General features: G+C 43.3%; 22 protein-coding genes and 1 tRNA gene. 8 read left to right on the forward strand and 15 right to left on the reverse strand.

Going from position 1 to position 25,834, the window contains the following annotated elements; genetic code table 11:
* Nucleotides 1–75: 75 nt before the first annotated feature.
* Genes nadC through tsaD form a run of 3 tightly spaced genes read left to right on the forward strand, consistent with a single transcriptional unit; the run spans nt 76 to nt 2,956 of the window.
* Nucleotides 76–921 carry a carboxylating nicotinate-nucleotide diphosphorylase gene (gene nadC, locus ACQ76V_RS09705; protein WP_441000299.1) on the forward strand — a complete coding sequence of 282 codons (846 nt, stop codon included), beginning with the start codon at nt 76–78 and terminating at the stop codon, nt 919–921.
* Nucleotides 922–949: 28 nt separating this feature from the next.
* Entirely contained in the window at nt 950–1,891 is a 942-nt protein-coding gene (gene nadA / locus ACQ76V_RS09710; protein WP_441000300.1) for a quinolinate synthase NadA, read from the forward strand.
* Between the two features lie 60 nt (nt 1,892–1,951).
* Nucleotides 1,952–2,956 (forward strand): tRNA (adenosine(37)-N6)-threonylcarbamoyltransferase complex transferase subunit TsaD, encoded by a 1,005-nt coding sequence (gene tsaD / locus ACQ76V_RS09715; protein WP_441000301.1) that lies wholly within the window; start codon nt 1,952–1,954, stop codon nt 2,954–2,956.
* A gap of 89 nt (nt 2,957–3,045) precedes the next feature.
* Here tsaD and rnhA read toward each other — a convergent pair whose 3' ends face one another.
* The 4 genes from rnhA to ACQ76V_RS09735 form a co-directional block, all read right to left on the reverse strand.
* A complete protein-coding gene (gene rnhA, locus ACQ76V_RS09720; RefSeq protein ID WP_441000302.1) occupies nt 3,046–3,495 on the reverse strand; it encodes a ribonuclease HI in 450 nt (149 codons plus the stop codon).
* Complete coding sequence (gene pyrF, locus ACQ76V_RS09725; RefSeq protein WP_441000303.1) at nt 3,488–4,327, reverse strand: orotidine-5'-phosphate decarboxylase; 840 nt, start codon at nt 4,325–4,327, stop codon at nt 3,488–3,490. The genes rnhA and pyrF overlap by 8 nt, the downstream gene beginning before the upstream one ends.
* A gap of 115 nt (nt 4,328–4,442) precedes the next feature.
* Nucleotides 4,443–5,978, reverse strand: a complete 1,536-nt coding sequence (locus ACQ76V_RS09730) for a hypothetical protein (protein ID WP_441000304.1) — start codon at nt 5,976–5,978, stop codon at nt 4,443–4,445.
* A gap of 21 nt (nt 5,979–5,999) precedes the next feature.
* On the reverse strand, nt 6,000–7,253 hold the full coding sequence (locus ACQ76V_RS09735; RefSeq protein WP_441000305.1) for an OmpP1/FadL family transporter: 1,254 nt from the start codon (nt 7,251–7,253) through the stop codon (nt 6,000–6,002).
* Nucleotides 7,254–7,480: 227 nt separating this feature from the next.
* On the opposite strand from ACQ76V_RS09735, the gene ACQ76V_RS09740 reads away from it, so the two are divergent.
* Nucleotides 7,481–8,224, forward strand: coding sequence for a class I SAM-dependent DNA methyltransferase (locus ACQ76V_RS09740; RefSeq protein ID WP_441000306.1), 744 nt, complete (start codon nt 7,481–7,483; stop codon nt 8,222–8,224).
* Nucleotides 8,225–8,288: 64 nt separating this feature from the next.
* Here ACQ76V_RS09740 and ACQ76V_RS09745 read toward each other — a convergent pair whose 3' ends face one another.
* The 10 genes from ACQ76V_RS09745 to ACQ76V_RS09790 all read right to left on the reverse strand — a co-directional run bounded on the left by ACQ76V_RS09745 (nt 8,289) and on the right by ACQ76V_RS09790 (nt 20,138).
* Nucleotides 8,289–9,980, reverse strand: coding sequence for a hypothetical protein (locus ACQ76V_RS09745; RefSeq protein ID WP_441000307.1), 1,692 nt, complete (start codon nt 9,978–9,980; stop codon nt 8,289–8,291).
* 12 nt (nt 9,981–9,992) lie between these two features.
* Nucleotides 9,993–12,878 (reverse strand): TonB-dependent receptor, encoded by a 2,886-nt coding sequence (locus ACQ76V_RS09750; protein ID WP_441000308.1) that lies wholly within the window; start codon nt 12,876–12,878, stop codon nt 9,993–9,995.
* A gap of 305 nt (nt 12,879–13,183) precedes the next feature.
* Nucleotides 13,184–13,852 carry a hypothetical protein gene (locus ACQ76V_RS09755; protein ID WP_441000309.1) on the reverse strand — a complete coding sequence of 223 codons (669 nt, stop codon included), beginning with the start codon at nt 13,850–13,852 and terminating at the stop codon, nt 13,184–13,186.
* 138 nt (nt 13,853–13,990) lie between these two features.
* Nucleotides 13,991–16,192, reverse strand: coding sequence for a sodium-translocating pyrophosphatase (locus tag ACQ76V_RS09760; protein WP_441000310.1), 2,202 nt, complete (start codon nt 16,190–16,192; stop codon nt 13,991–13,993).
* Nucleotides 16,193–16,228: 36 nt separating this feature from the next.
* On the reverse strand, nt 16,229–16,786 hold the full coding sequence (gene pth, locus ACQ76V_RS09765) for an aminoacyl-tRNA hydrolase (protein ID WP_441000311.1): 558 nt from the start codon (nt 16,784–16,786) through the stop codon (nt 16,229–16,231).
* 30 nt (nt 16,787–16,816) lie between these two features.
* A complete protein-coding gene (locus tag ACQ76V_RS09770) occupies nt 16,817–17,518 on the reverse strand; it encodes a 50S ribosomal protein L25 (protein ID WP_441000312.1) in 702 nt (233 codons plus the stop codon).
* 17 nt (nt 17,519–17,535) lie between these two features.
* Nucleotides 17,536–18,468 carry a ribose-phosphate diphosphokinase gene (locus ACQ76V_RS09775; RefSeq protein ID WP_441000313.1) on the reverse strand — a complete coding sequence of 311 codons (933 nt, stop codon included), beginning with the start codon at nt 18,466–18,468 and terminating at the stop codon, nt 17,536–17,538.
* Between the two features lie 67 nt (nt 18,469–18,535).
* Nucleotides 18,536–18,606 (reverse strand) — tRNA-Gln (locus ACQ76V_RS09780).
* Nucleotides 18,607–18,658: 52 nt separating this feature from the next.
* Entirely contained in the window at nt 18,659–19,852 is a 1,194-nt protein-coding gene (locus ACQ76V_RS09785) for a DUF2851 family protein (RefSeq protein ID WP_441000314.1), read from the reverse strand.
* Nucleotides 19,845–20,138, reverse strand: coding sequence for a hypothetical protein (locus tag ACQ76V_RS09790; RefSeq protein WP_441000315.1), 294 nt, complete (start codon nt 20,136–20,138; stop codon nt 19,845–19,847). The genes ACQ76V_RS09785 and ACQ76V_RS09790 overlap by 8 nt, the downstream gene beginning before the upstream one ends.
* A gap of 118 nt (nt 20,139–20,256) precedes the next feature.
* Here ACQ76V_RS09790 and ACQ76V_RS09795 point away from each other — a divergent pair, with 118 nt between their 5' ends.
* Together ACQ76V_RS09795 and ACQ76V_RS09800 are read left to right on the forward strand one after the other, a co-directional pair.
* On the forward strand, nt 20,257–20,766 hold the full coding sequence (locus ACQ76V_RS09795) for a phosphoribosyltransferase family protein (protein WP_441000316.1): 510 nt from the start codon (nt 20,257–20,259) through the stop codon (nt 20,764–20,766).
* A gap of 85 nt (nt 20,767–20,851) precedes the next feature.
* On the forward strand, nt 20,852–21,790 hold the full coding sequence (locus tag ACQ76V_RS09800) for a DUF3078 domain-containing protein (protein ID WP_441000317.1): 939 nt from the start codon (nt 20,852–20,854) through the stop codon (nt 21,788–21,790).
* A gap of 87 nt (nt 21,791–21,877) precedes the next feature.
* Here the strand turns inward: ACQ76V_RS09800 and amaB are convergent, their stop codons facing one another.
* The gene (gene amaB, locus ACQ76V_RS09805; protein ID WP_441000318.1) at nt 21,878–23,407 is read right to left on the reverse strand and encodes an L-piperidine-6-carboxylate dehydrogenase; all 1,530 of its coding nucleotides are present in this window, start codon (nt 23,405–23,407) and stop codon (nt 21,878–21,880) included.
* Between the two features lie 147 nt (nt 23,408–23,554).
* Between amaB and ACQ76V_RS09810 the strand changes: the two genes are divergently transcribed.
* Nucleotides 23,555–24,343, forward strand: coding sequence for a TrmH family RNA methyltransferase (locus ACQ76V_RS09810; protein WP_441000319.1), 789 nt, complete (start codon nt 23,555–23,557; stop codon nt 24,341–24,343).
* Nucleotides 24,344–24,450: 107 nt separating this feature from the next.
* A complete protein-coding gene (locus ACQ76V_RS09815; protein WP_441000320.1) occupies nt 24,451–25,779 on the forward strand; it encodes a PhoH family protein in 1,329 nt (442 codons plus the stop codon).
* The last annotated feature ends 55 nt before the right edge of the window (nt 25,780–25,834 follow it).

Below are 25,834 nucleotides of genomic sequence, written 5' to 3' on the forward strand. Positions count from 1 at the left end.
GTTGGTTACAGTAATCGGATCCGTTATATTTGGGCGAATAAATAGAAGGATAAAAAAAGTAGAATTTTTACTGATTTGAATCAGGCAAACCCCTCAATACTTCAGGATCTTATTGACCGTGCTTTTGAAGAAGATGTGTCTGATGGTGATGTAACGACTAATGCCATCGTAGATGAAAGCCAACAGGCACAGGCTATTTGGGTGGCAAAGCAGCAGGGAGTTGTGGCGGGACTCGATGTTGCACAACGAATTTTCGAGTATTTAGATCCTGATGTGATATGGGAACCAAAGATTAAGGATGGCACATGGATGGGCCAAGGTAGTGAAATGGTCATCTTGAAAGGCCAAGCTCGAGCCCTGTTAACAGCGGAGCGAATTGCCTTGAACGTAGCTCAGCGTATGTCTGGAATTGCTACAATCACACGAAAGTTTGTAGAAGCTGTTAGTGGATATCCTACAGAAATATTGGATACGCGAAAAACCGTACCGGGTTTTCGTCAGTTGGATAAGTATGCCGTAAAAGCCGGTGGCGGAAGAAATCATCGCATGGGACTTTATGATATGGCGATGATTAAGGATAATCATATTGCGGCTGCTGGTAGTATCACATCTGCAGTGCAGAGTATTCGTGAAAGTCACAGTCAAATTACGGTAGAAGTTGAAACAACCACCTTGGACCAGGTAAATGAAGCTCTTGCAGCAGGAGTGGATATTATTATGCTTGATAATATGAGTACTGAAAAGATAAAAGAAGCCGTTCAACTTATTGGATCAGCTGCCAAGACAGAAGCCTCGGGTAATGTATCACTTGATAGCGTAAAAGAAATTGCCGCTACAGGCGTTAATTATATTTCTGTAGGAGCACTAACACACTCTGTGGAGGCTTTCGATATTAGTCAACGATTAACGTATATCAAATAAACATTAGAAGTAGAATTTAATCACAATTATGGAGACCCAAGAACTTGTTGAGGGCATTAAAAAGCTAAAAGAAGAAAAAAACGCAGTCATTTTAGGACACAATTATATGGTGCCCGAGGTACAGGACATTGCCGATTATTTGGGGGACTCACTGGGCCTTTCCCATCAGGCGGCCAAAACGGATGCCGAGATGATCGTTTTTTGCGGGGTGCACTTTATGGCAGAAACGGCGTCGATTATTTCGCCGGATAAAACCGTGCTTATTCCCGACTTGGATGCCGGATGTTCGCTGGCCGACAGTATTACGGTCGAGCAGCTTCGAGAGTGGAAAGCCGATCATCCTGATGCGGTAGTTGTTACCTATATCAACACCACAGCAGCCATTAAAGCGGAGTGTGATTATTGCTGTACCTCATCAAACGCAGTGGACATTGTGGAATCGATTCCTGAGGATAAAGAGATTTTATTTTTGCCGGATAAGTTTCTGGGATCCTATGTGGAGATGGTTACGGGACGTGAGCTCAATATCTGGGATGGCGCGTGTCATGTGCATGAAAAAATTGGGGAATTAAATCTTGCCGACAAGCAGAAAGAATATCCTGAAGCGGAAGTGTTGATCCATCCTGAATGCGGGTGCTCAACCTCATGTATGATGAAGTCAGCGATGTATTTTGATTGCAAGGATGGGCATATTCATTCCACCAGCGGGATGTTAAAGCAAGCCCAGGAATCTGATGCCGAGGAGTTTGTAGTAGCTACGGAGACCGGTATTTTACACCGTATGCGGAAAGAAAATCCCGGCAAGAAATTCTATCCCGCGAATGAGAATTCGGTTTGTGAATATATGAAGATGATAAACCTTGAAAAGCTGTATGATGCGTTAAAGTACGAGCAGTATGAGGTGAAAGTAGATGCCGAACTGGCCGAGCGGGCTCATTTGCCGATTGAGAGAATGTTGAGTATCGCCTGACATATTCAGATTCTGAAACAAGTCCAGCATTACACTTCATTAAGTTTTGAAAAGCCTCTTATGAATATCTTAGGTATAGAATCATCTTGTGATGAAACGGCGGCGGCTGTTTATACAGATGATGGGCTGCAGTCCAATATAATAGCTTCTCAAGCGGTTCATGAGCAGTACGGAGGGGTTGTGCCGGAACTGGCTTCCCGGGCGCATCACAAAACGATTTGGCGAACGGTACAGCAATCACTGGATGAGGCTGAACTACCATTGGATGCTATTGATGTGGTGGCCGTAACACAGGGACCAGGTCTGATGGGATCGCTGCTGGTGGGACTCTGTTTTGCCAAAGGATTATGCCTGTCTCGTAATGTCCCACTGGTGGGCGTCAATCATATGGATGCGCATATTTATGCCAACTTTATTGACGACCAGCCCAAATATCCGTTTGTCTCGCTTACCGTTTCTGGTGGACATACCCAGCTGGTTCATGTAACGGGTCCTTTTCAGCATGAATTATTGGGGCAGACCCGTGACGATGCGGCGGGAGAAGCGTTTGATAAAATCGGAAAAATTTTGGGACTTCCATATCCTGCCGGTCCGGTTATTGATGAGCGGTCACAGCATGGAGATCCCGATTTTCATGACTTCCCCCAGGCGATGCTGGATAATGATTTTGAGTTCAGCTTTTCGGGATTAAAGACTTCGGTCAAATATTTTCTGGAGGATCAGAGTGATCAAGAGCAGTTTTTGGAAAATCACCTGGATGATGTTTGTGCCAGTGTCTCACATGCAATTACTGAGGTATTGGTAAAGAAGCTTCGTAATGCTATTGAGCACACCGGGGTAAAAACGATTGCGCTTGCTGGAGGGGTATCTGCTAACTCTATGTTGCGTGGTAAAGCCACTCAGTTAGCGGAAGAAACGGGATGTGAGTTACATATCCCAAAGTTAGCTTATTGTACCGACAATGCCGCAATGATAGCTATTACGGGTTATATGATGGCAAAGCGTAGAATGTTCTCTGATATGAACTTGAAGCCGTTTGCGAATTTGAAGGCGCTCAAGAAATGAAAGTTTACTTTTCATTCTGAACTTGTTTCAGAATATTTTAATGGATAAGAGATTCTTGCATCCTAGAATGAATTCAGGATGGCATATTGCTATTGAAACCTCTTCGATGCCTCAACTGCCAAAGCATCCACACGGTTGTTTCGCACATTGTCGGCATGACCCTTCACTTTAATCCACTCAACTTTGTGAGGCTCCATAGCCTCGAGCATCTCCTTCCATAAATCCTGATTCTCGACCGGCTTTTTGTCTGCTTTTTTCCATCCCCGTTTTTGCCAGCTGTCAATCCATCCCTGTTTAAAAGCATTAACAATAAGTGCACTGTCGCTGTGAATCTTGACATGGCAGGGCTGATTTAGGGCATTCAGGGCTTCGATCACGGCGCGCATCTCCATGCGGTTGTTGGTCGTATGATCGGCACCGCCGGTGATTTCTTTTTCTTCACCATTCCATTGCAAGAGCACACCCCATCCACCCGGACCCGGATTTCCGCTGCAGGCGCCATCAGTAAATACAATAACCGTTTTTTTCTTCTTAGACATATCGTTCAGTAATGGGAGCTAATTTTGCAGTTGTATTTTTTGCGGCTTCGGCGACAGCCTTTTCCCAGTTTGGAGCATTACCGCCGGCGTAAATAATACTTCGGCTGGAGTTAATAAGTGGAATTCCCTGATGAAGTTCCAATACCTCATTTAACGATGATATCGATCCGCCCTGTTTACCCACCCCGGGGATAAGCAACGGCGATTCGGGAAACTCGGTGATAACTGGTGTTAGTTGGTTGGATTTGGTTGCGCCCACGACCATACCAATAGCAGTGCTGCTGGTCTTTTGCCGATCACTCAGCTTAGAGGAAATATAGGTTGATAGGGTTTGTCCTCCTTCAAGCTTCTGCATCAAAATATCTTTGGCGCCGGGATTAGAGGTTAGCGTAAGCACGTAAATTCCTTTTGAGGCTTTATCCAAAAAAGGTTCCAGTGTTTCAAAACCCATCAGTGGGTTGAGCGTCACGGCATCCACATCAAATTGTTCAAAAAACGCTTTGGCATAATGTTCGGCCGTCGAGCTAATATCACCGCGCTTGGCATCGGCAATAATAATTTTATCATTTGGGATATGATCTAAAATGGCTTCAAATGTATCCCAGCCGTCAGCGCCCAGTGCCTCAAAAAATCCCAGATTTGGTTTATAGGCGGCACAATAATCAGCAGTAACATCGATCACTCTTTTTAGGAAAACTTCCACTTTTTGGGGATTGGGGTGGTTTGTCGAAGTAACCGGTTCCGGCATAAGATCCAGATTGGGATCAAGCCCCACACATAAAGTGGAATGGTTATCTTTTACTGCTGATTTTAGTTTTTCGTTGAAAGTCATGCTGTCAATCAATTTAAGTTCAGCGGAAGATACAAAGGGCAGGGAGGAATCGAAATGCAACAAATAAAAAAAGCGGAGGGAAACCCCTCCGCTTGAGTAACGTGAAAAATGCTAATCAGTTAGCGACAGGTATTCCCTCCGGAATCTTAGCTACATTAATTTGGTCGATGTTGGCATTTGTTGCATTGTTAAGCGTTTTGATCAACTCATTTGTTAATGCCGCGTGGGCACGATTTGATGGATGAATACCATCCAGACTAAATAGGCTCCCAATGGTTGGTTGTAATGTTGTATTGGAATTGGGATCCGTATACTGGCCATCTTGAATGACTTGATCGAAAAAACTATTCACATCAAAGTTCACATCTCCCTGAGAGGCAATAACGCTATTAAAGATACCTGTTACAGTATTCGTAATACTGATTTCATTTGCTCCCAGCACAAATTGATTTGGAAATGGATTTTGTCCACTCAGGCCAAATGGTTGATTAAAATCAAAGCCATCGTAATTTGCGGCAAATGTAGGAGTGGTTCCATCGTTAAATGTTTGCTGGTATTGTCCAATAGTCATTTGGGTTAAGGTATCCTCAATATCAGACTGTGAATAGTTTGCTGCTTCTTGTTCAGTTGCTACCCCGGCATTCACAATATATCCTCTCCAGTAGTTGAGAATTGCGTTTACAGCAGCTTCATCATACGTGGGAGCTTGGGGATTTGCACTCACTCCTACATAGGGCAGGAAATCGCGTGCAGTTAGTAGAATTAGCGCCTGTGAAGGATCATCGAGATTTTCCTTTTCAATTAAACCAGCAGGTTCCCGATTTTCAGAGGCCCCAATTTGTTGATTTTGCTGATAAAACGTTTTCTGCACTACAAGTCCCGGTACTTGTTGGTTGCTTTCAATTTGACTCTGAAATTGAGGTCCAGCAGTTGTTGCAAATGGTATGCTAGCTACGGAGGGAATATTTGCTGTGACAACTGTTGGATCAGATTCCAGATTTTGGATCTGTGTGATGGCAGAAACATACTGTGTTTGGAAATCAGATGGATTGGTAAATTCCCGAAGCCCACCACTTGTTACGTAGGATAAGATGTCATTATTACCCAGCCAAAATGATACTACCGTTGGTTGTAATGCTTGAACAGCAGCGTGAATATTAGGCAAGGGACTTTGGGGATTTCCTTCATTAACCACCAGTGGGTAAAAGGGGTTTTCATTGGGAGCGTTCAGGTAGGCATCAACCTTGATTCCTGGAACACCAAGATTATTATAGGGTTGACTTATGCCGGTATTAATTGGTTGTCCCTGGTTGGTGTTGTACTGTGTAGTACTATTTTCCAAGTTGGTTAACTCAATACGTCCGGGATTACCAATACCGGGATTACCGATGAGAGGTTGTTCAAAGTTTTCTATTTGAAGTTGCCGTGCCAAAAGATTTGGGAATGAATACTTTTGAGCGTCTTCATACAGTGCATTGCTTTGAAAGCCTGCTGTTAAGCTGTTACCAACTGCGACATAGGTGGAAAAATCAGCATCACCGGAATCGACCGGTTCAACGTCCAAATCCTGATAATCCTTACAACTTGTGATAAGCGCCAGTACAAGAACCAGCGAAAGTAATTTTTTGGAATGTTTGATCAAATAATTCATAGCGTAATACCCTTAATTCAATTATAAATTCAGTGTGAAGCCGAGCCCGGGAAGATTAGCATAGGTGGTATAAACACCGTCAATGCCGCCTTCGTGTGTATTGGTCACTTTGCGTTGCTTAGCCCGTATAAAGATATAGGAAGCATCAACAGCCAGGTAGTCGGTTACCTGATAACTTAATCCGCCTGAAAACAGCCAGCGATCGGAATCGGGCAGCGTAGGATCTACATAACGGTCGCGGATGGGATTTTCATCATAAGCAATACCACCGCGTACGGTTAACCCTTCAACAGGCAGTTCGGTATATTCGGCTCCAAAACGCAGCTGCCACGTATCTTTGTAATTACGTTCGTTTGTAATAGTACTTCCCCCAAGAGCTGGAATAGGTTGATCGAATTCAATAGCCAGCTCATCATAGCTTGACCAGCCCCACCACACATAGTCGAGCTCAGTTCTTAAGCCTTCAACAGGTTCGACATTAACAGCCAGCACATAGCTTGCCGGTAAGGTGATTTCTGCTCCGCCTTGTGCCGAGGAGGGGAACCCAACGCTTAGGTTACTAAACGTAGCATCGCCTTCAAATTTTGTAGTAACTTCACTTCGATAAGTGAACCCGAATGTTACCTTGTCGGTGGGTTCGTATTGCAATCCGGCATTAAATCCAAAAGCAGGTTCTTTGAGATCTCCGTCGAGGGCAAATGTACCTTCAGGTGAAAAGCTCGTAACAGCGCGGCTTAATTTTACCTTGCCGTGTGCGGCAATGCGTAGACCGGCACCAACTCGAATATTACCAATGCCTGTGTCAGAGAATTGATATCCCACAGCGGGCGTTACAAATATTGTTTCTATACTGGTTTCTATCGATGAACCGCGGCCCACCCAGTTTTGCGGCCATTTTGTGCCCAGACCAAAGGGAGCATTTACGCCAATGCCTGCCGTTAGATTATCGGTTATTTGATAGGAACCATAAAAGTTAGGAACAAGGAATTCTTGTTTCTCCATCACCGTTTCTTGACCGGTGGGGGCCAGTGGTGATAGATTTCGAAAGGTAGAACGTGGAGCAATAACGGTAGCCCCGCCTGTAATATTGATGCCTTCCAATCCACCAAGGCCGGCAGGATTGTAAAAAATAGAAGAAGCGTCTTCAGCATAGGCCGAGAATGCACCGAGCATTCCATTGGCACGCACACTGGCCTCATAGATCGAGAATCCGCTGGAAAAAGCGGACCCTGAACAAAATAACACAAGACAAATAGTAGCAATTAGTTTTCGCATAGATTCAGGATTTTTGGTTGATGTTAAGCGATAGTTGCGATGGTGAGTTTAGTATGTAAAAAATGTAGTGACAATATTTAAAAGGTAAAAGTGCTAAAACTCTTGTTAACAATGTTAACTATAAAAAATCAAAACCTTGGCAAATAAAAAAGTATCAGTTTGCAATAAGTGTACTTTTTTGGTTCATTCGTGCATTAAATAATGTAAATGGCAATTAAAATAACTTTATGGATTGGTTTGAAGAGTGGTTCGACAGTCCGCTTTATGAAAAACTGTATGCCGATCGGGATGAGGCCGAAGCCGAACAACTCATAGAATTTTTGGAAGAAACCTTATTATCAGGGCAATACCATTCTGTTCTGGACCTGGGTTGTGGCAGGGGACGGCATTCTCATAATCTGGCCATGCGCGGATATGAGGTGACTGGCATAGATCTTTCTACCGCGGCAATAGAAACAGCGAGGGAAAAAGCAAAGGAGATGGAAATTCGTAATGTCCATTTTCAGGTAAGGGACATGCGAGAACCGCTGCCCCAAACGTTTGATGCTATTGTAAATCTGTTTACTACCTTCGGGTATTTTAAAAATGATGGCGAAAATGCGTCTGTGTTAGACAGCGTTACTGCCATGTTGAAAAATGAGGGTCTTTTTGTTCTCGATTATTTAAATGCTGAGAACGTTCGGCAGACATTTGTGCCCGAAGAAGATGGAGAGTTCCAGGGCATTCGATATGAGATTAAACGTTACATCAAAAATGGAGCCATCCACAAAGATATTGCATTTGCGGGCGAAAAACTGGATAAACCGCGAGTTTACTGGGAGCGCGTAAAGCTGTATGGGCTGGATTGGTTTGAAAAGGAGATGGGTAAAAGAAACCTGAAGATCATAGATGTAAATGGGGATTATCAGGGTAGTGACTTTGATCCCCAGACGAGTCCCCGATTGCTGATCATCAGCAGATTATCCAAGTAAATGAATAAAAAAGAGGTTAACCCGATTAGGAGCTAACCTCTTTTTAAGTAGGATTTTTTAAAGTTTATTTTACAGAAATTCCAAAGACAAAATTTTCTGATAACCTTTTATCCTGCTGTTGGCTTGCACAGTTACCGGCACAAAGTTGAACACTGGGCAGATTAAGGGCATCCACTTCGGGAATACTGGCTCCGAAAGCATCCTCAATAACACGGATAAACTCATTGGCTAAAATGGCATTTCCTCTCGCGTTGGGATGGATACCATCCGTTGAAAATACACCATTGGGCGAAAAGTCGGGCTGTAATAGCGTCCCTTGAACACGAATGCCCAGTTCCCCATCAATACCAAAGAGGTCAGCAAAAGCGCCTAATTCGGTATTGGGATTCCCCGGGAAACCGGCGTTGATATCAAAGAGTGCCAAGCGTTCAGGATACTGGGCAACCGTTTGTCCAATAATTTGGTTGAATGCCGTTGCCCGGCCTTGAATTTGTTGTTGTTCCGGGATTGTTAAATAATAGACATCTCCGAAAGCTGATTCTTGAGATCCGTATCCCAACGGAACAACAACCCCAATGGTTGTTGGGGTTTGACTCTGTGGATTGGCTTCTGTGCCCAATACAGAACCTGCCGAAAGGGTTACCAGTTCATCGGCTGTAAGCGGTCGTGATTGTTCGTAGGGAACTAGCATTTGACGCTGTTGAGCTGAGATGGCATTCGCTTGTTCAAGCTGGTCAAATTCACTTTCCAGATCAGGTAAGTCAGGATCATTGACCAAAATGGGATTACTGCCTTCCTGGTAATTCACCTTTCGTGCATCCATATCTTCCTGCGAACGATTTGGGAAATTATCAGCAACTGCTTGAAGGGCTGCATTTACACCGGCTAACCCCTGGGTTAGTTGAGAAGCTTCTTCCGCCGATAATTCTACGGCATCATAAGAAACAGCTTGGAAAAAGGGGATGGTAGAAACCGGTGGAATCGTTCCCACGACACCACTTGCAGTAGTATTATTCATGAGTTGGTCAATCGTGGTAGTAAAATAAGTTGAAAAATCCTGTTCTGATGTCAGAAGATTAGGGTTTGAAGCACCTGAAATGGCGTAACCCAGCACGTCATTGTTTCCAATCCAGAGGGTAAAAAATGAAGGTTGCGTGGCGATAGCATCACCTAATATTGTAGATGAACCGGGATTGGATGCAAAGCGCCAATAAAAAGGATTAAAAGCTGGGTCGGATTGAGGTCCACCGGTAGCAGGAGTTAACAACTGACCGATGAGAATACCCGGAACGCCAAAGTTATTAAGTTCGGAAGTATTTCCATTATAGGGAGCAATTTCATCACCACCTACTGTAGGAGAGGGGCCCGGAATATTGGTGTCCAGCTTAAAGCGTCCCAATATAGGACCGCTTTGAGATTGTTCAACAGATGTATTAAAACCGAGTTCAGAGTTGATATCCGGCTGATTAAAATTGCCGGGTGCGCCTGCCTGTTGCATCTGTTGATGAAGTAGGGCAGCAAGCGAGTATTCTTGTCCCATGTTATAAAGTGCTGCATCCATAAAACCGGCCGTTAAGGAATTGCCGATCGCTACATAATTACTGAAATCGGCGGATCCCGCATCTCCCGAAATGGGTTCAGGAGTAGGATTTGTGTCGAGCTCATCTTCAACAAGAGAGTCATAGCTACCTTCACAAGCAAATAAAAAGGCGGCAACAAATAAAAGTATAAAAGATGTTTTTAAATAAGATATCATGGTGTCGGTAGTTTAATTCATGAATTGATCAAAAGTGAAGGAGACCATGTAGATAGCACCCAATCGAGGGTTGCCAAATGACGTTACATGTTGGCTGTTTAGAATATTACTGCCGCTCAATTTTATTGAGGTATTCAATGATGGCACGCGATAACTTACCTGAGCGTCGAGTGTGCCATAAGCATCAATTACTCCTTTCCCGAATGAAGATTCCCACAAGAAGGCATCCTGCCAGCGATATACCACATTAAACCCCACATTAGGAGTGAGCTTACGGTTTTCGAATTTAAGGTTATACCGCCACTCGGGAGTATTGTATTCGGCGCGGAAGCCTTGATCAATAAGATCCTGCTGCGATATCAGCTTGTTGAACGCCACGTTTCCTCCTAACGAATATCCATTGCCGAGTATATATTTTGCTTCGAAAGCAAAGCCGTGTGCTTCAACGGTGCCGTCGGCGTTGACATCAAACCCGTATGACTGTAGACGACCGTTGGGTACGTTATTGTTGATGATGGCCTCTTTGCCGGAATCAGAATCCGGGTCAAAGCCAGGAGCTGGATCAAATCCATCGCGAGCATCTTCGTTTCCTCGTTCGGTAATATCGACAGCTTGGGTAAACCGAATTTCGGCAATGAAATCTTTATAAACACTGTAATAGTAATAGGCATCAAAAAAGAGTTTATTGCCGATCAAGGTTTTATATCCAACTTCATAAGAGTCAACTTTCTCCGTTTTGAATTCATCAAATTCGACGGGTTCTAACAAGGCTCTGGCATCAGCTATTGATTGGCCTGAATTTAAGGCTTCTCGTGCTTCGGCAATGCTATTTTCGTAGTAAACGGTATTGGTTTCAAAGTTATACCGGTCTACCAACTGAGGATTGCTTCCCACAAGACGACGTGTTACTACATCCAGATCAATAAATTGTGTTTGGGTATTGGGGATGCGAAATCCACGCTGATAAGATGCTCTGAGGTTGTGGTTGTCGGCAATCGTAAATACGGCAGAGAATCGGGGACTCAGCTGCCCGTCAAAGTATTCATTTTTGTCGTAACGAAGTGATCCCTGCAGATCTAAGCGATCATCTAGCAGTGTTTTTGATGCCTGCGCATAGACGCCAAATTCGTCAATATCGAATTCATCTCCATTATCTTGAAGAGCAAAAAGGGTGCCTTCTGAATTTAGATCATAGCGACGGACATTACCACCGACAATTAATTCAATGGTTGACGGATCGATAATATCTGAAAAGTTGTATTTCGTTTCGGCGTGCCAGAGCGCTGTTTTTTCGATAAATAGGGCTCCACCTTCAGAAATTGGTGTGTTTCTCAATTCATTTGAGAGATTTTGGAATGACTGAGTGCCTGGTTTTGCTTGAGCCTGATTACCGGCTACTCGGGCCTGTGCGTGGGCTTCTTCGACGGTAGCGCCTTGGGTTCGTGCGTTGGCAAATGTTTGAAAATATGCAGGAACAAAAGTTTCAACATTAATAAGGGTTGCCAGGGTATTGGCCGCATAGGTATTTCCGGCATCTTCCTGGGTTGTATAAGCGCGGACAAAGAAGTTGGGATTTTTTATTTCAAATTTGGCCGTCCATATATTAAAGTCGTCCAGCACAAAACGGTCATTAGCCGTGTAAACAGAGCTCCCTGTGCCCCAGTTAAACTGGCCCAGCATCTCATAGTTATCGGTCAATCTATAGTGAAGAGCAGTCCCAAGCTTTAAGCTTTCGGAGGTATTATCTACAAATGACGATTCCGGGAACCCGGTGGGCGTAAAAGCTCCGGCTTCACCGTCGGGCAATAAATTTCGAATAGCGGCTACATTTTGATTGCCCGCTGCAATTTGCTGGTCCGCTATCTGTCCAATAGTAAGAAGTTGATTCCCATAAACGTTAACGCCATTATACACGCGATTGCCGTTGCGTGATGTAGCACCGCGTTCCACAACGCCAAAAGAAGCAGGGCCCATGTCGCGCGTATCTTGAGCAACAAAATCTTTAGCTCGCAGGTAAGAGAAATTAAATTTATAGGCAAATCTGTCATTAATAGCATTGGCATAGCGCAATCCATAATCCTGGTAGAGTTGAGGGTTGTCTTCAACATTGGAATCGATGTGGTTGGCACCTATTTTAACTTGTGCCGAAAGACCTTGATATGTAAAAGGACTTTTACTGTTGAGCAGCAGTATACCATTCAAGGCATTAGGCCCATAGAGTGCTGAGGCAACACCCGGAATTAATTCTGCACTTTCAAGATCAAGTTCTGGTATCCCTACAACATTCCCAACAGGAAAGTTAAGTCCCGGGGCTTGATTATCAATACCATCAATAAGCTGAACAAAGCGAGTGTTCCCATTGGCATTAAAGCCACGCGTATTAATTGAGTTAAACGTAATACTTTGCGTGCTAAAATCGACGCCCTTTAAATTGGCAAGCGATTCATAAAAACTGGGAGAGGCCGCTTGTTGGATGGCAATCGCATCGATTTTCTCGATAGATACAGGAGACTCTAAAAGATTTTCCTCTACGCGTGATGCAGAGACTACAACTTCATCACCCATAATAGCTGCTTCTGAAAGTTCTACCGTCAAATCGGCCACGGTGTTTTCGGTAATTTCTACTTCCGTGGTCCTAAAACCAACCATGGTAAAGATGAGCGTTAGGGGAGGGTCTTGTCGGATATTGAGAGAAAACGTCCCATCAGTTCCGGTGGATGTTCCTATCACTTTTCCCTTTACACTTACATTTACGCCCCCAAGCGGTGAACCATTTTCAGCATCCACCACCGTGCCCGATATCTGGGTCTGAGAGTAAGCGTAGGTGCTTAATAACAAGGTGAATGCAAAGGCCATCACCAGTGCCACTGATAACTTTTTGAATATTGCTCTATTCATATAGATATAATTTTAGTGAAAGTTTGATAAAAAGAGGAAAGGGTATAACAATCTTAGCCGTCTCGTTACTGGATGATTATTGGTAAAATTACTATCCAAATTCCGATCCCTAATACGTATTTGTTACGATCAGTATACGATATTAACAGAAAACTAATCCCTTTTCTTTTAAAATATATGTATTGTACCCCTGTAATACTTAAGAATATTAATCGTAAATAACGAAAAGCAAATGTATTTTAAAAATACATATAGCCGGACATAAGGGAAATAGCAATTACAGGAACCAAGCTTCTTATAATAAGTTATAAAGTGGTTTCCGGTAAAACCTCTTCTGATCCGTGAGGTGGGTTATCCAAGGTCCAGGTCTCGAAGTAGAAATGTCGTTCCGATCGCATCCGTTTATTATTGATGCTAAAAAATCGAAAATCTTCGTCAACTAAAGGTTTGAAGGCTTCAAATAGTTGATTATAAATATTTTTCTCAGAAAATAAATGCAGATCAAAGCCATGGTGGGCGGGCTCTTTGTAAAGCAGGTAGGTTCCGGATTCTATAACGGTCCGAATTTCATTTTTTTTGTGACCTACTTTCGATTCTTCATCAATATTCAGGATGGCTAAATCTATATCAGGCACCTTGTTGCTATTTGCGATTAACAAGGCTTCTCCAATATGAATAGTTTCCAAACCTTTGCTAAGGGAATCAAATGATTGATTTGATGTAGAGGTAATCTGATGATTTGAGAAGGTTGAACCAAGATTCCTAAGAATTTGGTCACTTTTGGAAAGTATATCAATCCCAAACCTTTCGTCTTCAAGACGTGTACCGGTGATGTAAAACTTAGAATAGGTGGGATCGGGCTGCATAAAATCCTCAAGCGTAGCCTCAACCTCTTCTGTGGTTTTATTGGCATTGCGTTTGGCCAGTTTATCCAGCCGAAGGTCATGATTAAAGAACAGCTTAAAAATATCCATGAAAGTGATACGTGTTTCGGGTTCTATAGAAAATCTTATCAACAAAAGATACGCAATACGCATCATGCAATAAACACAAATAAAAAAGCCCCATCCCGAGAAATTGGGATAGGGCTCAGAATCTTGAATATTTTTAGCTTAGATCATGGTTGCGATTACGAGAGCAACGACCGACATAAGCTTAATAAGAATGTTAAGTGAGGGTCCAGAAGTATCCTTGAAAGGATCACCGACTGTGTCACCTACAACAGAAGCTTTATGAGCTTCGGAGCCTTTTTCAAGCATTTGTCCGTTGAACTCATATCCTTCTTCAATCATTTTTTTGGCGTTATCCCAAGCGCCACCAGCATTTGATTGAAAAAGTGCCATCAGTACGCCGGATGCAGTAACACCGGCAAGTAGTCCGCCGAGCATCTCAGCTCCGCCAAGGAATCCGAAAGCAACGGGAACGACAACAGCGAGCACACCCGGTGCAATCATTTCTCGGAGCGAAGCGGTTGTAGAAATCGCAACACATTTCTCGTATTCAGCTTTTCCGATAGCTGTTTCGAAGGTATCCTGATCTTCTTGAGACCAGTCTTCGAGTTTGGTTCCTTCGTTGCGGTTCATGGCATCCAGTCCGGCGCGTAGTTCGGGAATGTCGCTAAACTGACGACGCACCTCTTCAATCATGGACATGGCTGCACGTCCTACTGCTTTCATAGAAAGAGCAGAAAAGAGGAAAGGCAACATAGCACCAATGAAAAGTGCGGCCATAACGGTTGGCTGGGTAATATTAATGCCTGTCAGCGCTGCTTCGTGAGTGGCATTATATGAAGTTATAAATGCTGCAAAAAGTGCCAGGGCGGTTAAAGCTGCAGAACCGATAGCAAAACCTTTACCGATAGCAGCCGTCGTGTTACCTACGGCATCAAGCTTATCAGTACGTTCACGTACTTCGCTTGGCAGCTCCGACATCTCGGCAATACCGCCAGCGTTATCAGAAATAGGGCCATAAGCATCCACGGCTAATTGAATCCCGGTGTTTGAGAGCATACCAACGGCAGCAATTGCAATACCATACAGTCCTGCGAACTCGTATGAAGCAATCATGGCAGTTGCAATAATTACGATCGGAATAGCAGTTGAGATCATCCCTACACCTACGCCTGCAATAATGTTTGTCGCGGCACCGGTTGAAGACTGTTCTACAATAGATTTTACAGGACCTGTACCGGTTCCGGTATAGTGTTCCGTTATTAATCCAATAAGTAATCCTGCTGCCAACCCAAATATAGTTGACCAGAAAACGCCCATACTTGTAATTAAAATCTCATCACCAAAAATAGTGGTATGTGCCCAGCTCTCAGGAAGCATCCATTGAATCAGGAACCAAGAAGCGATCAGCATAACAGCGGCCGAAACAAATTCACCGATGTTGAGTGCGGTCTGCGGGTTACCGCCTTCCTTAACGCGAACAAAGAAAGTACCCAAAATGGAAGTCAATATTCCGGTCCCTGCCAGAACGAGTGGTAGCAATACCGCAGAAAGTCCATTGAAATTATCGGCCCATTCGGGATTTGCCATAAAAGCAGCACCGAGCACCATGGTACCAATAATAGATCCTACATATGATTCAAAGAGGTCAGCACCCATTCCGGCAACATCACCAACATTGTCACCAACGTTATCAGCAATAGTAGCAGGATTGAGAGGGTGATCTTCGGGAATACCCGCCTCAACTTTTCCAACAAGGTCAGCGCCAACATCAGCAGCCTTGGTATAAATACCTCCGCCTACACGAGCGAACAGTGCAATAGAAGAAGCGCCAAAAGAAAAGCCAGTTACAACAGCGAGTACTTTATTAACGCTTGCAGCTGTACCGGTTCCAAACATATCACCAAAAATGATGAACAAGGCACCGAGGCCAAGAACTCCTAATCCAACGACACCGAGTCCCATTACAGAACCACCGGCAAAAGCGATATTCAACCCTTCGCCAAGGCTTTGACGGGCAGCATTAGTTGTTCGAACATTGGCTTTAGTTGCGACGCGCATACCGATAAAACCGGCCAGACCGGAACAGAGCGCTCCTACAACAAATGAGATGGAAACAAGCCAGTGTGATGTTTCGGCATTAGCTGTAACACCGAGCAAGATGGCTACGGAGATTACAAAAATTGACAATACTTTATATTCGGCTTTTAGAAAAGCCATGGCTCCCCGTTGGATGTGGGAGCTAATCGTAGCCATTTTTTTAGTGCCGGTGTCTTGTTTATTTACCCAAGACGATTTTAAGAAGGTATACAGTAGCGCCAGTATACCACTAACCGGTATTAAGTAGGTTATTAAGGTATTCATGTCAGCTTTGGTTTATTAATATAAGTTAGTAGTCGATTAGTTAAACTTGTTCATTGCCTGGTCGATGCCATCTCTGATAAAACAGAGGGCCGCATCCACCGCATTGTCCAAGGTTGATTCAATAGTTGTACGTTCATCCTCAGAAAAGGAGGAAAGTACATGCTGCACTTGTTGTCCTCTCGGAAAGTCATTTCCAATTCCAATACGTAATCGTGGAAAAGATTTAGTCCCTAATTTATTAATAATGTCTGTGATGCCGTTATGTCCGCCGGCACTGCCGCCCGGACGCAGCCGAATGGTTCCAACTTCCAGATCTAAATCATCATAACAGACCAGGCAATTACCAACGTCTTCTTTATACCAATTTACTGCCTGGCGTACGGCATCACCACTGTTATTCATATAGGTAGTGGATTTGATCAGGTGAATCGAATGCCCTGCATGATTTCCTTTTCCCACATGAAAAGGGCCTTTCCCAGGCCCCATTCGTACTGACAACGATGTTGCCAGTTTATCGATAAATTCAAAACCAATATTATGACGTGTGCCAGCGTACTTACTTCCGGGATTTCCCAGACCTATAATTAACGGCATAAAGCAGTTACGCTGGTTTTGTCAATGCTATTATTCGGTATCTTCTTCTCCTTCGGCCTCTTCGCCCTCTGCGGCTTCTTCGCCTTCTTCGCCTTCTTCAAGTGCTTCTTCACCTTCTTCAAGCTCTTCTTCAGCTGGCTCTTCGGTAATAAGTGAAGAAGTAAGCAGTGCTTCGGATTTTGGAGGACGGATCGTTACCAGTGTACGGCCCAGATCATCAAGTGGAATAATTCCTTCAAGCTCGAGATCGCGAACGTGTAGAGAATCACCAATTTCCAACTCGCTAATATCAACCGTGTAAGCTCCAGGAATCAGGTCGGGCTTCACGCGAATGCGTAAGATATGCATTGGTTGGAAAATACGCCCGCCGCCTTCAGTAACCCCAACTGGAGTACCTTCCAATTTGATCGGTACACTCAGGGTAACTTTGTGATCATCAGCCATTACATAAAAGTCGGCATGGACAGGACGATCTGTCAGCGGATGAAATTCCACATCTTTCAAGAGGGTTTTGTACTCCTCTCCATCGACGGTGATATTCAATATCTGACGCTTACTCTCACTGAGTACTTTTTCAAATTCCAGCTCGTCAATCGAAAAATGTACGTTTTCATCAACCTCGGGCCCATACATAACACACGGTACGCGCATGGCATCCCGCAGGGCGTCAGCAGCTTTTCGGCCGGTTTCTCTAATTTTTCCTTCTAAATCTACTACTTCTGGAGTAATCATAATCCTAAAACGTTAATTTAATCGTCAAAAAGTGCACTTATTGTATCGTTGGTGTGGATACGTTGTATTGCTTCAGCAAAGATGCTTGCTACGCTCAAAACCTTAATTTTGCTCGACGGTTTACGCAGTGGCACCGTATCGGTAACCAACAATTGATCAATAGGTGAATCTTCAATTCGTTGGTACGCAGGGCCTGATAATATCGGATGCGTACACGTTGCTATAATATTAAGTGCTCCGCGGTCTTTCAGTGCGGAAGCGGCATTTGTTAGTGTGCCTGCAGTGTCGATAAGATCATCAACAATCAGCACATTTTTATTTTCAACTTCACCGACAATGTTCATTACTTCGGCTACATTCTGTTTGGGCCTCCTTTTATCAATAAAAGCAAGCCGTGCTCCCAGGCGCTTTGCATAAGCTCGTGCCATTTTCAGGCTGCCTACATCGGGAGCAACCACGACCAGATTTTTAATCGGATGGTCGCTGAAATAATCAATAAATAACCGGCTGGCATATAAGTGGTCAACCGGGATATCAAAAAACCCTTGAATTTGTGCTGCATGCAGATCCATTGTTAAGATACGATCAGCACCGGCCTCGGTAAGCAGATTTGCCATCAGCTTAGAGGCAATAGAAACACGGGGCTGATCTTTTCGATCTTGACGGGCATACCCAAAATAGGGGATCACCGCTGTTACTCGTTTTGCAGAAGCCCGTTTTGCAGCATCAAGCAATAATAATAACTCCATGATGTTGTTGCCCGGCGGCGGAGTGGATTGTACTACAAAAATATCTTCACCGCGAATGCTCTGTTCATACTTTACATAGAGCTCGCCATCCGAAAACGGTTTAATAGTAACTTCACCTAAATCAGTGCCGTACTTTTCAGCAATAGCTCTCGAAAGAGCAAGATTACTGCGTCCGGCAAATATGGCTAAGGGCGTATCCAACGAAGCGGGTTTTCAGGAAGTTATAAAAATAGAAAAGGATGGCTGTGACGTCATCCTTTAGAATTTGTTGCCCGGGGAGGACTCGAACCCCCACTGACGGTACCAAAAACCGCTGTCCTGCCATTAGACGACCGGGCAATTTCATGCCTTTTTCAACAGATGCAGATGATATGAATTTACACGTTCTGAATCAAGAAGAAATTGCACTTTTAAAAACTTTGCAGTTTTGACAGTTGCGTGGGCGGCAGTAGGAACGGAGTTGGTAAATAGACCCCAGTTTTTGTTTGTATATGGAAGGAGAGATATCGGTATTTTCAAAAAGTGTAAGTAAAGAGGAGGGAATATGAGCCTCGTGCTTTTGCCAGAGCAACCAGCAACGTTTTTTAAGCTCCTCTTTGAAAAACAAGTTCCCTAAAAAATACATTGAGGGCAGAAATACGGTTCCGAAAAGAATGGATGCCCGCTCTTGGCCCACACTTGGTTTTGTTTGGATGTTATCGAGTAGGTCTTTCCATAATTTTTTGGGATTATTTTGTAACCACTCTTCAAAAGGCCGGTGGTGGATCTGCCAAAAAAGTTCTGCTCCTTGTTGAATGCGAAGTCGCGGGTGATTGCCCGGACGGCATCCTTTATGGTTCCAGCTAATATCTTTCTTATCTGAATGGTTGCAATCAGCACTGATCCTCGAAAGTTGTACAGCCTGAATACGAAACTCATTTTTGGAAAAGGTATCTATACTTACTTTGCATAACTGATTGGCCAGTTTCCGCATTTGATCGCGATTGTGGGATATCCCCAAGCCGTCAAAAAGACCGACAGCAAGCATTTTGACCCATGCCTGGGAGGGAGGCAGCGAAGGATCATAATACGAAAGAAGATCATCCACCTTTTGTTCAAAATACTCTTTGTGGGCTTTATGAAGCTGTTGAGCAAAGGCTTGTTCAGATATGAAAGCAAATTGCCCGGCACAGGGTAGTTCAGGATTGCCTTGATATTGCGCTATAAAAGACTGCAAGGGCTGAGAGAGGTAGGGGCGCAAACAAAGTGTTGGAATAGCAGTAGCATCATTGCGCCGGCTGCAATTGTTTGCCCGATTATATACCACGTGTAAAATAACGTTATTGTAATTTGGATCAGCATGATGGTTATGGGCCTTCCAATCGGACAGCGACCAGTGTAACTCAATATTACCAAACCAGCGCAGGTTGCCAATAGAAACTTCAGCGGATGTAAAATCAGGCCCGTCTGATTTATTAATCTGTCCCGGATTATGTAGTTGGACTTTCTGACCATCAATGGTCATGAGATTGCGAAAGTCAAAATGGCGGTTCTCCCAGATCCAGTGTAATAACTTTTCGTGATATGGAGCACCTGAGTTACTCATTTAAAATGTTACTATCACTTAAGGGAATGGTATCGGTGGCTTCATATAGGTCGGGTATATTTTGCTGAATGCCTTTGTGTATATTTTTCCGAAGTTTGTGGAGTTCTTGAGAGCTTTTTCGTTTCGCTATATGACGTTGAATTTTAGCCCACCGGTTCAACTCCAGGGCGTTTTCTGAAACCCAAGCTCTATTTTGTTCCCCTTTTTTAGGGGATAAAAGAAACCCGGCCGCCAATCCGCCTAAGAAGGAAGTCGTAAATAACAGGAAGTTTGTTTTGTGACTCATAATGAAACTCTCTTTTTCTATTTTATAAAGTTGTTTTATTTCAATATTAACAATGTACAAAGCTGTTTGTTTATTATAAATTATTGCAACCGTTTATTTTTAAGAAAAATAGAAGTTAATGAGTTCCAAATCAGGATTAGTATTAATGAACAGGGAGCGCATTTTGCGGTCCTTAAACCGGATGGCACACGAAATAGCAGAGCAAAATGTGGATGATGCTCCCATCGATCTTTTTGGGATTGATGAACGCGGATATGCCGTGGCCAAGGCGTTGGAGAATGTATTAAATCCCATCGTTTCTGACGAAGTGCGATTATTCCAGCTGAAATTGAAAGAAAAAGGCTCACCTCCTGCCTTAGAAGATATAGATCTACAGACGAATCACTATCCTGTAATAGTTGATGATGTGATTTTTTCGGGCAGAACAATGTTTGAGGCTTTAACCACTATTTCTAATAGCAAAGAGCCTTCAGAAATCCATACAGCAGTATTGATTGATCGCGGCCATCGCAAGTTTCCTATAAAGGCAGAATTTTGTGGAATGGAGCTGCCTACAAAATTGGATGAGCATGTTTTGGTGGTCGTAAAAAAGGAACATTTGCAAACAGTTGAGCTAACAAAATCTTGAATTATATGGTTTTTATAGGGTTGAAAATGTCCATATATTCCAACCGAAAATTCAATAATCATGCTGATACTACTTTAAAATTTTTATGAAAAAATATCTGCCATTTGTTCTCTTCCTTTGTATTTCTGTTTTAATAACTCATCCGGCTTTAAGTCAAGAAGCTATTGAAATAAGCCGACTACTCGAAAATGATAGTGATATTTCTGTGCGGGATATGTCGAATGTGAATAGTAAAGTAGTAGTTTCAGATACGCTTAGAGGTTGGAGCCTTGATTGGGTTGGTGGGCTTAATGGGTCCCAGGCTTCATATAATAATTGGAGCCAAGGTGGTGTGAACACCATTAGCGTTACCGCATCCACTGTATTTAATGCAAAGTATCGAAAAGGGCAGTTTGCCTATGCATTGGCAACAAATTTCAAATATGGGAAATCACGTTTAGAGGATGAGGGAACTCGAAAAACGGATGACCGTATTGCTGTAAATAATAAGTTTAGTTACCTGTTTGAAGATGAACGATGGAGTGCATTTGGAAATATCAATTTTAGCACTCAGTTTGATCAGGGATTCGACTATTCAACTGAACCGCCTACCTTGATTTCTCGATTTTTTGCTCCTGCTTATTTCACCCAGATAGCGGGTATTTCATTTCAGCCAAAGGATTATTTTACTGCTGAAGCTGGTTTGGCTATGAAGGAAACCATTGTTTCAGATACCGATCTTTCTAACCGTTATGGGCTTGAGCCGGGGGAAAGTTTTCGATTTGAGCCTGGTTACTCATTGGCAATGAATTTTGAAAAGAAAATTATATCTAATGTTCGACTGATTAGTTCGGTTGAAACATTTACGAACTTAGAGCGTCATGTTGATAATACTGACGTGAACTTTTCCAATGAACTCATTGGAAAAATAAACAATTACCTGAATATGTCGTTCCAATTTGTAATGGTATATGACAGCGACTTTTCAAAAGAACTTCAGGTAAAGCAGGTTCTTTCTGCAGGTATTTCTTATAGTATTCTATAAGTTGACTGGCATATTATTAAAACAAAAAAAGCCCCGATATCCGGGGCTTTTTTTATTCACTGTGTTATATAAATATGGAAGTAGAATCTACTCTACATCAAACTCAATACCTTGGGCCAGTGGCATTTCATCACTCCAGTTGATGGTATTGGTCTGTCGGCGCATATAGGCTTTCCAAGCATCCGATCCGGATTCGCGTCCACCGCCGGTTTCTTTTTCACCACCAAAGGCTCCGCCAATTTCAGCGCCGCTGGTACCAACATTGATATTCGCGATACCACAATCGGAACCGCGTGCACTTAAAAATGTTTCAGCTTCGCGCATGTTAAGAGTAAACATGGAAGAACTGAGTCCCTGCTTTACGCCGTTGTGTTTAGCAATGGCTTCGTCAAGGTCGCTGTATTTAATGAGATACAGGATCGGAGCAAAGGTTTCTTCCTGAACGATATCGTATTCATTTTCGGCAGTAACAATAGCCGGTTCTACATAATGGCCGCCGTCAAGTTTCTTTTTGGGTAGTTTTTCTCCGCCATAAATAATTTCACCGCCAGCTTCCTGTACCTCTTTAAGTGCCTGCTGCATACTTTTTGCTGCATCCTCATCAATAAGAGGACCAACAAGCGTATCTTCATCCAGCGGGTTACCGATGTTGACATCTTTATAGATTTCAACCAGACGGTCTTTCAGCTCATCAAAAACATCTTCGTGAACAATCAACCGACGCGTAGAGGTACATCGCTGCCCGCAAGTACCAACCGATCCGAATACGGTAGCACGGGCTGCCATTTCAAGATCAGCATTTTCTGATACGATGATGGCGTTGTTCCCACCAAGCTCAAGAATCGTTTTGCCAAGTCGGGCACCAACGGTTTTGGCCACCTCTTTACCCATACGGATAGAACCGGTAGCAGAGATGAGAGGAATGCGCTCATCTTCGGTCATCCATTCACCGACTTCACGTCCACCGGTAATAAGGTTAAAAATACCTTCAGGCAGATCATTGCGCTTCAATACTTTGGCAATGATGTTTTGAACGGCAATGGCGCAGAGCGGTGTTTTTTCGGATCCTTTCCAAATCATAACGTTTCCACAGATGGCGGCAATCATAGCATTCCAGCTATAAACGGCAACGGGAAAGTTGAAAGCAGAGATAATTCCTGTGATACCCAGGGGATGCCATTGTTCGTACATGCGGTGCTGGGGCCGTTCGGATTGCATTGTGTTACCATATAGCATCCGCGACTGACCGACAGCAAAATCACAGATATCAATCATTTCTTGCACTTCCCCTAAACCTTCTTGATAAATTTTGCCCATCTCGTAGGTAACAAGGCGTCCAAGATCTTCTTTGTGTTTGCGAAGCTCGAGTCCAATTTGGCGAACAATTTCTCCACGCTTAGGGGCGGGCATCATGCGCCACTCTTTAAAGGCTTCCTGTGCTTTTTCAACCACTTTGTCATAATCTTCGCGCGTGGTTACGGTGGTATCGGCAATATGTGATCCGTTAATAGGGGTATGACTGGATATTTTTTGAGCACTACCTGATCCAATAAATTCTTGTCCGGTACTGGTGCCCTGATTTGTACCTTCTATACCTAATTTCTTGAGAAAATCCATAGCTTTCATTTTATGATTTATTAAATTTTGATATTAAAATAAGGATCATTTTCATGATATGAAGCTCAGTTCGTAAATAATTTTCGTCTGGTTTTCTTTACAAGTATTTCAACATTAATTAAGAATCAAAACTACTATACATTGAATTTGTCAACGGCCTCTAATCGTCAACAGACTCTTCTTCGCAAATTAAACCAAAAAAAATATCGCTATAAAGAGCGTCTTTTTCTAATGGAAGGGGCTCGTGCTGTACAGCAGGTAATTGCAAATAAAGCGATACAGATACAGGTACTATTTTTTGATAAAAGTCAGCGGTATTGGGAGCAGTCTGATTGGAAAACGGAGGTGGATCAATTCGAGACTGCTACCTTGTCGCAGGAACTGTTTATGGAAGTATCGGATACGGATACCCCGCAAGGGGTGTTGGCGTTATGTGAGATGCCTTCGGAAGTTACGGCTGAGAAGTTAGCTGCCCAATCAGGGTTAACTGTTGCACTGGATGGACTCCAGGACCCCGGAAACCTTGGAACGATTATTCGTACCGCGGGATGGTTTGGCATTTCGGGTATTATATCGGGCAAGGGAACGGTTGATATGTTTCATCCCAAGGTCGTGCGGGGTACGGCTGGGGCAACGGGAACGATACCATTTATGAATGGGGAATTGTCCGAGGTTTTTACTGTATTGGAAGCCGAAGACTGGCAGGTTTTTCTATTGGATTCCGGTGCGCAATCGCAACCACTGCATCAAATATCATCCATAAAAAAGGGAGTAATTGTGGTTGGAAATGAAGGGCATGGCCTTCGTGATGAGCTAAAGACGGCGAATAGAAGCAGCGTACGTATTCCGTCGCCGGTGGGTCAGCGAAATGTAGAGAGCTTGAATGCGGCTATTGCTGCCTCGATTGCACTTTATGATTTATCGGGCAAAACCTGAAATTTTAATTTATAAACGACGAAGTATTGATTCTGACTGGCTTATTCAATAACCTGTTAGAAGCATTTGCGTTGCGGTTGTTTACTCCAATCTAAATTATGTTTGGTATGGCTAAATCCAAGAAAAAGAAAATTTACGTCCTCGATACTTCGGTTCTTTTATATGATTCGGATGCGGTAAAAAATTTCCAGAAAAATGATATCGCTATTCCTATTACGGTACTCGAGGAGATTGATACGTTTAAAAAGGGCAATGATGTTATAAACCTTCATGCGCGGGAGTTTAGTCGATACCTTGATAAGATATCGGATAAGAATTTGTTGCAGAAATGGATACCTCTGAATGGCAAAACCCATGGCAAGCTGCGGGTTATCAGTAACGAAAACAGTGAGCTTGATGCGGCAAAAGTGTTTGGAAAAGAAAAGAACGACCACCGGATTTTGAATTCGGTGCTGAAACTGATGGAGGAGGAACCGAATAAAAAGGTAATTCTGGTTTCGAAGGATATAAACCTTCGGATAAAGGCACGCTCGTTGAATATCGATGCGGAAGATTATGAGACGATTCAAATTAAAGATCTTGATCACCTGTACCAAGGTAAAAAGGAGGTTAATTGCGACGATGCCGTCATTGATAAGATTTATGATGAGGGTAGAATACCGTATACCGATTTACAGGAGGAGCAGCCTAATAACAATCAGTTTTTTATACTAAAAGGGCAATCTGGGTCGGCTTTGGGTAGGTATAGTACGAAAAGCGATTCGGTGGAGTTACTGCAAAAGAAAACAGCCTATGGCATAACGCCACGCAATGCTGAGCAAACTTTTGCGCTAAATGCCATTTTAAACCCTGATAATTTGTTGGTGACTATCACCGGTGCAGCAGGCACAGGTAAAACCCTGTTGGCACTGGCTGGTGCGTTGGAACAGCGACGCAATTTCCATCAGATATTTTTGGCACGACCGATTGTACCGTTAAGTAATAATGATATCGGATATCTGCCGGGCGATATCAGTTCAAAGATTGATCCTTACATGCAACCGCTTTGGGATAACTTATCATTTATTAAGAATCAGTTTCCAGAGAGTAGCAAAAAGTTTCAAAAGGTGGATGAGATGCTTGAAAATGATAAGCTGCGCATTATACCATTGGCATATATTCGCGGTCGCAGTTTGTCGAATGTTATTTTTATCGTGGATGAAGCTCAAAACCTGACGCCACATGAAGTGAAAACGATCATCACAAGGGCGGGAGAAAATACAAAAATCATTTTCACGGGCGATATTTTTCAGATTGATACCCCTTACCTCGATACGCAGAGCAATGGGTTATCTTTTTTGGTGGATCGCATGCACGATAATGAGTTGTATGCGCATATTAACCTGGAGAAGGGGGAACGGTCGGAGTTGGCAAATTTGGCCAGCAAGTTATTATAAGTTTAGGTCATAGATCGACACGACTAAGAATTGATGAAAATATAGCTGTGAGATC

Source organism: Fodinibius sp. SL11, from assembly GCF_052060035.1.
Lineage (GTDB): Bacteria > Bacteroidota > Rhodothermia > Balneolales > Balneolaceae > Fodinibius.